Genomic DNA, 8,149 nt, shown 5'->3' with positions numbered 1-8,149 from the left:
TGCTGGGGATCCTGGCCATTCCGGCCGTGTTTCTGCTCCGCTTCCTGATCCAGACCGTGGTGGCGATGGCCTGCTTCTGGACGGAACGCGCCGCTGCCCTCGATCGGCTGCTGATGATTCCCTACCTGTTCCTCTCCGGTCTGGTGGCCCCGCTCGACACCTTCCCACCCGGGATGCGGCGCCTGGCCGAGGCCACCCCCTTCCCCTGGATGGTGGACTTCCCGGCCCGGCTGCTGGCGGGGGCGCCGGTGGATGTGGGCCAGGGCTTTGGCGCCATCGCGGCCTGGTGCGTCCTGGCGCTGCCGATCGCCGCCTGGCTGTGGCGGCAGGGGCTGCGGCGCTACGGGGCCATGGGGGCGTGATGGGAGAGCGGGCGCGGCAGGGCCTGCTGAGGCGCTACTGGCGCAGCCTGGGCTGCTTCTGGACCACGGCCCTGAACGCCGAACTGGAATACCCCGCGAATTTCTGGATCGAGGCCCTCTCGGTGCTGGGCAACCTGGCCGGCAGCCTGTTCGTGCTGGGCCTGCTGTTCGGTGGCCCCGCCCGCGCAGATGGGGCGCAGCTGGGCGGCTGGAGCTGGGATCAGGCCCTGGTGGTGCTGGGCCTCTACACCCTGCTGGAAGGGTTCACCACCAGCCTGCTGCAGCCCAACCTCAGCCGGATCGTGGGGCATGTGCAGACCGGCAGCCTCGACTACGTGCTGCTCAAGCCCGTGGACAGCCAGTTCTGGCTCTCGACCCGCATGCTCTCGCCCTGGGGCCTGCCCGGTGTTGTGGCCGGCCTGGCCCTCTGCGGCTGGGCCGCCGGTCGCGCGGGAGCCCGCTGGCACCCCACGGGCGTGCTGCTGGCTCTGGCGCTGGTGCTCGCCAGCGCCGTGATCCTCTACAGCCTCTGGTTCGTGCTGGCGGCCCTCAGCATCTGGTTCGTGAAGGTGTGGAACGCCACCGAAGTGCTGCGCTACACCCTGGTGGCCGGCCGCTATCCAGTGAGCGCCTACCCCGCAGCCCTGCGGCTGGTGTTCACCTTCGTGCTGCCCGTGGCCTTCCTCACCACCGTGCCGGCCGAAGCGATCCTGGGCCGGGGGCACCCGGCCTGGGCTGTGGGAGGTCTCCTGGTGGCGGCCGTGTGCTTCGCGGCAAGCCGCTGGTTCTGGCGGTTCGCCCTGCGCCACTACACCTCCGCCTCGAGCTGAATCAGCTTCGAGCTGAGTCAGGCGGCGGCTGGCTGCAGGGTGACCTGCAGGGTGTCCGGCTGCCCCCAGTCCCCCTCCACGCGGAGGGCGGGCTGGTTGGCGCTGAGGTGGCGCAGGATCCAGAAGATCGGCTCCGGTGACGGCACGGTCTGGCCTTTGGCCTGCAGGCCCTGCTGCAGCTGCGCGAGGCTGCGGGTCTGCCCGTCGGCCAGCAGGCTCTCCAGCTTCGCCTGCAGATCCAGGATCGAGGCGGCGGCCAGCTTGCCGGCCTCGACGCCGGGCTGGTTGTAGGCGTTGATGTTCACCAGTTCGCCGTAGAGCCCCACGGCCCGCTCGAACAGGGCCACGAGGGCACCGAGGGCCTGGGCGTCGAAACGGCGCAGGGTGATCGCCATGCTCTGGCGGCCGCTCTCCATCAGAGCCGTGCGGGTGCCCAGCAGAAAGCCTTCGAGCACGTCACCCGGACGCTCCCCGTGCAGAGCGGGGATGTCGGTGGGGTCGTCGAGGGCTTCGATGAAGGTCACGAAGAAGTTGTCCACACCGTCGCGCAGCTGCTGCACGTAGGCGTGCTGGTCGGTGGACCCCTTGTTGCCGTAGACGGCGATGCCCTGGTTCACCACCTGGCCATCGCGGTCGAGCTTCTTGCCCAGGCTCTCCATCACCAGCTGCTGCAGATAGCGGCTGAATGTGGCCAGGCGGTCGCGGTAGGGCAGCAGCACCATGTCGCGCTCGCCGCGGCCGTGGCCCGCCACATGCCAGGCGGCCGCCATCAGCGCCGCGGGATTGGCGGTGAGGGACGCCGTGCGGGTGGCCTCATCCATCTGGGCGGCCCCGGCCAGGAAGCCCCGCAGATCAGTGCCGATCAGGGCCGCCGGCAGCAGACCCACCGCGCTGGTGATGCTGGTGCGCCCGCCCACCCAGTCGAACATGTCGAAACGGGCCAGCCACTGTTCCCGCTCCGCCAGCTGGTCGAGACGGCTGCCCAGCATGGTCACGGCCACGGCCTGGCGGGCCCAGTGGCCGCCCTGGCTGGTGAGGCGCTCGCGCACCTGCTCCATGGCGATGCGCGGCTCCGGGGTGCCTCCCGACTTGCTGACCACGATCACCAGGGTGGTGGCGAGGCGATCGTGCAGGCGGCCCAGGATGCGGCTGATGCCCTGCGGATCCACGTTGTCGATGAAGTGGAACGGCAGGCCGCTGGTCTCCTGCTGCAGGGCCTCGATCATCAGCAGGGGGCCCAGCCCTGAACCGCCGATGCCGATCCAGAGCACATCGGTGAAGGCTTGCCCACCGGGAGCCGCCAGGGTGCCGGAGAGCACGTTGCGGCCGAAGGCCTCGATCTGATCGATCTCGCTGGCGATGTGGCGGGCGGTGGCGGCATCGGGGGCCAGCTGGGGCGCCCGCAGCCAGTAGTGCCCCACCATCCGCTGCTCATCGGGGTTGGCGATGGCGCCGCCCTCCAGCGCCGCCATGGCCGCGAAGGCTTTGGTGAAGCCGGGCTGAAGCCGGTCCAGGTCGTCCTGGTTCAGCGCCATCCGGCTCACATCCAGCCAGAAGCCCAGCTCCTCGTGGTGCCAGAGCAGCTCGCAGAACCGGCTCCACTGAGTGACGGCATCGGAGCCATTGAAGTCGGCAGGCATGGAGGCGGCAGGGTTGGCGTCGCACGACGCCGAGGTCTGGCCTGCCGAACCTAGGCGTGATCGTGCCGATGGACAGGACGCAGGGGTCGGCGACTGGACCGTTCTGGCCAAGAAGGCAGGGGTTGAAATTGTTCTTAAGATCCGAAGGCAGTTCGACGGGATCCATGTGCGCTTCGGCTCCACTTCGGTGAAGCTGGCCTCGCGCCAGGGCCCTGGACGGGACAGCGCCTCCGGGGATCACATCGTCTGCCGAGCCTTGTTCTGCCGAGCACTGTTCTCTAGAGCACTGTTCTGCCCACCTGCGGCACGCCGCAGGCTCAGGGGTCTTGGGGTTCTGGCGAGCCTGGGGCTTGCAGCCTCGATGCCGCTCGGCCAGCTGCACGACGCTCCCACCCTGGTGCTGCAGCCGGGCCTGAGCGACAGCGTGTACTACCCCGAGGACAACCCCAACCCGGATCCGCTGCAGTTCTCGCCCAGTGAGCTGCAGGAGCTTCAGCGCCGCTTCGGTGTGCACGGTCCCCAGCCGCAGCTGGCCCAGCTGTTCACCGAAGGCATCGACCAGTTCGAACCCCTGCGGAACCACACCCTGGCGCGGCTGGAGGATCTGCGGCCGGTGATCCTTTCCGCCTCGGCCCAGCATCGGATCAATCCGCTGCTGGTGGCGGCGGTGCTGTTCGACGAGATGCGGCACGCCAAGCCGGGGGAGGACCTGCCCATCGCCGCCCACTCCGGACTGTTCAGCACCCATGGCCCGGCCCAGCTCGGCCTGGGCGAGATGGTGCACCAGGGCCTGCTGAGCCCCGATGCCTCCCCGGAGGAGGTGATGGAGGCGCGGCGTCAGCTGCTCGATCCGCAGCAGAACGTGGTGCTGCTGGTGGGCAAGTTCACCCGGCTCAGCGAGGCTCTGGGCCTGCCCCGCGACCGGGTGCTGCAGGCCAGCGCCGATCCCCGTGACGCCAAGGCGCTGGCCACCCTGGCCTACCTGCACAACGGCAAGCTCGACTACCCCCGCCGCATCCTGCGCTCGATGCAGGACCCCGCGCTGCACGCCCTGCTCTACGGCAGCCGCCGGCCGGCCCTCTCTCCCCTGATCTGATCAGCTGCTCGGATCAGCTGATCTGAGCCGGCTCAGCACAAGGCGCCGAGGCTCTCCAGCCGGCGCTGCAGGGCGCCCCAGTCGAAGCTGCGGGGGTCCGCCCGCTCACCCCCCAGATCAACGGCGCGGTGCGTGGTGATGTGATCGGGGGGAATCGGGTAACGCTCCATCCAGTCGGCCAGCAGGGCGGCCAGGGCGTCGTACTGGGCTGCGGTGTAGCCGCTGTGGCTGGGGCCGTCGTCCTCGCCGTCGAGGGGGGTTTCCAGGCTCACGTGCAGCGCGAAGTTGTTCACCGACCCCCGAAACTCCGGATTGGTCACCACCCACTGGCCGCGGAAGGCGGAGTTGCCGGCACCGAAGGCCCGCTGCTCCGGATCGAGCAGCAGCACGGTCTTGCCGTCGAGGCCGATCACGGCGTGGTAACTCACCTGGTCTTCATCGCGGGGGTGAGGCGTGAGGAACGTGTTGATGGCCGAGCCGATACCGAAGACGGTTTCGTGCAGCACCACCACCCGCGGGGTGGGATCGAGGGGATTGCCGAAGGCATCACGGCTGTAGCGGATGCCGTAGTTGGTGGGGTGGATTCGCAACCGCACCGGCTTGGTGCGCAGCTGTTCCAGGAGGGCGCGCAGCCGCTGACTCTGGGGCCCGTTGGCGGCCGCCAGACAGCGGGGGGACGTCATGGGGGAGGTCCAGCGGCTCTCCGAGGGCGGGCCTGGGGCATTGCGGCGGCCAGGTTCCGGAGCCATCGGGGGCTGGCGCACCTCCTCGAGCAGTTCCAGCAGCGAAGCCCTGCTGCCGTTCCCCGCCTCGGCATCCGCCAGGCCCCGGCTGATCCAGCCGATCACGCCCAGCACCAGCATGCCCGCCGCCGCCACGGCCGCCACGAGAAGGGGTTGCTGGCGCAGGTTCATGGACACTCCAGGGCAAGCCAGCGTTGGCGGCGGGCCTCCGCCGCGGGCTCGGCGCCGGGATCGATGCGCAGGCTCCAGGCCTCCACCGCCGGAGGCCCGGGCTGGAGATCGGCGCTGCGCACCTGACCGTCACGGACGTAGAGCACCTGCAGGGGAGCACCCGGATCGACGCTGGCCAGCACGGCCTTCAGGTCCTCGGACTGCCGCAGGCGCCACCCGTTCAGGGCCAGCAGTTCATCGCCCACCGTCAATCCAGCCCGTTGCGCTGGAGAGTCACGCACAACACGCTGCACCGTCAAGCCCTCGGGCCTGCCCTGCAGCTGCCAGCCCAGCCAGACGGTTTCGGAGCGGCGGCTCTCCAGGCTCAGCCCCACATCGGCCAGATGCTCGGCCAGGGGGGGATCCTCCACGCCGTCCAGCCAGGCGGGCAGCAGGGTGGCGAGGTCGGGGGCTCCGGCCGCGAAGGCCTCGATCAGATCGGCTTCGCGGTAGCCCCGACCGACGCGGCCCAGCCGCTGCCACAGGTGTCGCAGCACCGCCGGCAGACCGCTGCCATGGCGCCGCAGGTGCAGATCGAGCACCAGGGCCAGCACCGCTCCCTTGAGGTAGTAGCTGATCTGGTTGTTGGGGGAGTGGGCATCGGCGCGGTAGAGCTTCACCCAGGCCTCCTCGCCGCTCTGCCGCAGGCTCTGCACCGCCCGGCCGGGAGTGAGCAGATAGCGGCTGAGGTCGGCGCCGAGATCCTCCAGCAGCCCATCCAGGCTGCCGAGCCCTGCACTGAAGGGCAGCAGCTGATCCACGTAGCTGGTGATGCCCTCGGCGAACCAGAGGGTGGGGATCACCACGGCCTGGCCGTAGCTGTAGGGGGTGAGTTCGGCGGGGCGCAGGCGCCGCACGTTCCACTGGTGCAGGTACTCGTGGGCCACCAGCTGCAGCAGTTTGCGGCGGCCGTCGGGACGGGCCAGGCGACGGCGGCCGTACTGGAGCACGGTGCTGGTGTCGTGCTCCAGCCCTCCGTAGCCATCGGCATTGAGGTGCAGCACGAACAGGTAGTGGTCCGCGGCGGGCCGCTCCACCCCCATCAGCCGGCAGCAGGCCAGGCACACCTGCTCCACATCCGCCAGCCAGCGGGCGTCCTCCTCCACAGGATCGTTGCCGGCCAGGGTGCGTCCCCAGCTGACCCAGCGGTGGGGGACCCCGGCCACGCTGAAGCTGTGGCAGGGGTGGGGGCCCACCTCCACGGGAGTGTCCACCAGCTGGTCGAAATCGCGGGCGGTCCAGGTGCCCTCCGGATCGGCGGGCAGGGGCACGAAGGGCCTCCAGCCTGGCGGCAGCTCGAGCACGAGGCGATGGGGGCTCCACCGCTCCCCCTCCAACTCCAGCGCCACTGCTGCCAGGGCCAGGAAGCCGTGATCGCCATCCAGGTGGCAGGTGCGCACCGTGAGCTCGGTGGCGAGGATGCTGTACCGGATCTCGAGGGGTTCGAGGCCGGGAAGCACCAGCTCCCACTGGCTTGGTCCCACCCGGCGGGGCTGGTGCTCCACCCCCGCCTGCTCGATCACCAGCCCCTCGAGCTGGCGCACGTAGTCGCGGATCAGGTAGGAGCCCGGGGTCCAGGCCGGCAGGGCGAACCGCAGCTGCCGGCGGGAGGGTTGGTAGCGGAGCCGCACCCCCACCAGGTGGGATTCGGGAGCGCGGAGATCGAGACAGAGGCTGGGCGGGAACGGACTGGGCAAGAACGACGAGGGCACCGCAGCTGACTCAGGCGCTGAAGCTCAAGTGGACGGGACCATGGGCGGTGCCCTCGAACTGAAGCTGCGCGTCCTTCACCGCGCTGCGGGCCGCGTAGGCACGGGTGAGCCTGGCCAGCAGCGCCTGCAGGGAACGACTGCGGCTGAGGCGCTGCAGATCCCCCACCAGCGCCAGGCTGCCGTCGGGCTGACGCCGCCAGCCCAGGGTTCCACCACCCTGGAGGTGAACCCGGAGCACCACGGCCTGGCTTTCCTCGGCGAAGCCCTGGAGCACCCCACCCCACAGGGGCACCAGACCGGCGGCCTCAAGGGTCGCGGCCAGCGTTTCAGGGTCGCGGAACAGGGTTGGCAGGATGGAGAGATGGGACATGAACCCGATGCCCGCTTTACACGACACTAGCGATGCCGGGCTGAGCATCCAGTGGCCATTGCCACCGCACGATCCGGAGGAATCCCCCAACGGGCAGGCCGTGAGGCTGGGGGTGATGGCCTCGGGCAACGGCAGCAACTTCGAGGCCCTGGTGACGGCCTGCCGTGAAGGCCGGTTGCATGGGGAGGTGAGCCTGCTGGTGGTGAACAAGCCCCAGTGCGGCGCCCTGCAGCGGGCCGAACGGCTGGGGGTGCCCTGCCTTCTGCTTGACCACCGCCTCCATGACAGCCGGGAATCCCTCGATCACGCCCTGATCACCGCCTTCCGCCAGGTCCGGGCGGATCTGGTGGTGATGGCGGGCTGGATGCGGATCGTCACCCCCACCCTGATCGCCGCCTTCCCCAACCGGCTGGTGAACATCCACCCCTCCCTGCTGCCCAGCTTTCGCGGCATCGACGCCGTGGGCCAGGCCCTCGCCGCCGGCGTGACCCTCAGCGGCTGCTCAGTGCACCTGGTGAGCGAGGAGGTGGATGCGGGCCGCATCCTGGTGCAGGCCGCGGTGCCGGTGCTGGCCAGCGACAGCCGCGAGCGGCTCGCGGCCCGGATTCAGCGGCAGGAGCACCGGCTCCTGCCGCTGGGGGTGCGGCTGGCGGCCCGGGCCCTAGGGATAGAAGGGCAGTAGGGGCAGCCCGGTGGTGGCCTCGAGACCAGCCATCAGGTTGAGGCACTGCACCCCCTGGCCCGCCTGCCCCTTCACCAGGTTGTCGATCGCCCCCATCACGATCAACTGCCCGGTGCGGGGATCGGCCTGCACCGAGAGCAGTGCCCGGTTGGTCTGGCGCACCCACTTGGTGGAGGGATAGGTGCCCACGGGCAGCACCTCCACGCAGGGGCTGCCGGCATAGGCCGACTCCACCACGGTGCGGCAGTCGTCGGCGGTGAGCCCGGGATCCCGCAGGCGGCAGTACACCGTGGCCAGCAGGCCGCGCACCATCGGCACCAGGTGGGGGGTGAACTGCAGCTGGATCGTCTCCCCGGCCACCTGGCTGGCGATCTGCTCGATCTCACTGGTGTGGCGATGGCCCACCACGCCATAGGGGGCGATCGCCTCGGCGGCCTCCGCCAGCAGCAAGTGCTCCTTGGCGGCGCGGCCGCCGCCGCTGGTGCCGGTCTTGGCATCCACCAC

The 8,149-nt window shown here is 70.2% G+C and carries 9 protein-coding genes; 4 read left to right on the top strand and 5 right to left on the bottom strand.

Annotated elements, in window-relative coordinates; genetic code table 11:
• The coding region (locus CPCC7001_RS02200) for an ABC-2 family transporter protein (protein ID WP_198006444.1) at window positions 1–362 on the top strand (362 nt) is incomplete at its 5' end.
• Complete coding sequence (locus CPCC7001_RS02195; protein WP_369699338.1) at window positions 362–1,192, top strand: ABC transporter permease; 831 nt, start codon at window positions 362–364, stop codon at window positions 1,190–1,192. The genes CPCC7001_RS02200 and CPCC7001_RS02195, both read left to right, overlap by 1 nt.
• A 17-nt stretch (window positions 1,193–1,209) precedes the next feature.
• Here CPCC7001_RS02195 and CPCC7001_RS02190 read toward each other — a convergent pair whose 3' ends face one another.
• Window positions 1,210–2,832, bottom strand: coding sequence for a glucose-6-phosphate isomerase (locus CPCC7001_RS02190; RefSeq protein ID WP_006911242.1), 1,623 nt, complete (start codon window positions 2,830–2,832; stop codon window positions 1,210–1,212).
• A 361-nt stretch (window positions 2,833–3,193) separates the two neighbouring features.
• Here CPCC7001_RS02190 and CPCC7001_RS02185 point away from each other — a divergent pair, with 361 nt between their 5' ends.
• A complete protein-coding gene (locus CPCC7001_RS02185; RefSeq protein WP_043368502.1) occupies window positions 3,194–3,928 on the top strand; it encodes a hypothetical protein in 735 nt (244 codons plus the stop codon).
• Between the two features lie 32 nt (window positions 3,929–3,960).
• On the opposite strand, the gene CPCC7001_RS02180 is transcribed toward CPCC7001_RS02185, so the two are convergent.
• The 3 genes from CPCC7001_RS02180 to CPCC7001_RS02170 are packed head-to-tail and all read right to left on the bottom strand — an operon-like array spanning window position 3,961 to window position 6,963.
• Window positions 3,961–4,842 (bottom strand): N-acetylmuramoyl-L-alanine amidase, encoded by an 882-nt coding sequence (locus CPCC7001_RS02180; RefSeq protein WP_006910835.1) that lies wholly within the window; start codon window positions 4,840–4,842, stop codon window positions 3,961–3,963.
• Entirely contained in the window at window positions 4,839–6,593 is a 1,755-nt protein-coding gene (locus tag CPCC7001_RS02175; protein ID WP_225867147.1) for a M61 family metallopeptidase, read from the bottom strand. Before CPCC7001_RS02175 ends, CPCC7001_RS02180 begins: the two co-directional genes overlap by 4 nt.
• A gap of 10 nt (window positions 6,594–6,603) precedes the next feature.
• The gene (locus CPCC7001_RS02170; protein WP_006911014.1) at window positions 6,604–6,963 is read right to left on the bottom strand and encodes a DUF1257 domain-containing protein; all 360 of its coding nucleotides are present in this window, start codon (window positions 6,961–6,963) and stop codon (window positions 6,604–6,606) included.
• Between the two features lie 7 nt (window positions 6,964–6,970).
• Here CPCC7001_RS02170 and purN point away from each other — a divergent pair, with 7 nt between their 5' ends.
• Window positions 6,971–7,645, top strand: a complete 675-nt coding sequence (gene purN, locus CPCC7001_RS02165; RefSeq protein WP_043369358.1) for a phosphoribosylglycinamide formyltransferase — start codon at window positions 6,971–6,973, stop codon at window positions 7,643–7,645.
• Here purN and CPCC7001_RS14270 read toward each other — a convergent pair.
• Window positions 7,625–8,149: Asd/ArgC dimerization domain-containing protein (locus CPCC7001_RS14270; RefSeq protein ID WP_043368500.1), on the bottom strand; the 525-nt coding region annotated here is incomplete at its 5' end. The two genes, purN and CPCC7001_RS14270, sit on opposite strands and share 21 nt — an antisense overlap.

Origin of the sequence: Cyanobium sp. PCC 7001 (genome assembly GCF_000155635.1) — a bacterium.
Taxonomy (GTDB): Bacteria; Cyanobacteriota; Cyanobacteriia; order PCC-6307; family Cyanobiaceae; genus NIES-981.
Note: the sequence above shows the minus strand (reverse complement) of the source record. Positions and strands in the feature narration are given on the sequence as shown.

What these genes read in the sequence shown, in the direction of transcription:
- CPCC7001_RS02190 (WP_006911242.1), bottom strand. Translation starts at nt 2,832, where the DNA reads ATGCCTGCCGACTTCAATGGCTCCGATGCCGTCACTCAGTGGAGCCGG.
- CPCC7001_RS02180 (WP_006910835.1), bottom strand. Translation starts at nt 4,842, where the DNA reads ATGAACCTGCGCCAGCAACCCCTTCTCGTGGCGGCCGTGGCGGCGGCG.
- purN (WP_043369358.1), top strand. Translation starts at nt 6,971, where the DNA reads ATGCCCGCTTTACACGACACTAGCGATGCCGGGCTGAGCATCCAGTGG.
- CPCC7001_RS02170 (WP_006911014.1), bottom strand. Translation starts at nt 6,963, where the DNA reads ATGTCCCATCTCTCCATCCTGCCAACCCTGTTCCGCGACCCTGAAACG.
- CPCC7001_RS02195 (WP_369699338.1), top strand. Translation starts at nt 362, where the DNA reads ATGGGAGAGCGGGCGCGGCAGGGCCTGCTGAGGCGCTACTGGCGCAGC.
- CPCC7001_RS02185 (WP_043368502.1), top strand. Translation starts at nt 3,194, where the DNA reads ATGCCGCTCGGCCAGCTGCACGACGCTCCCACCCTGGTGCTGCAGCCG.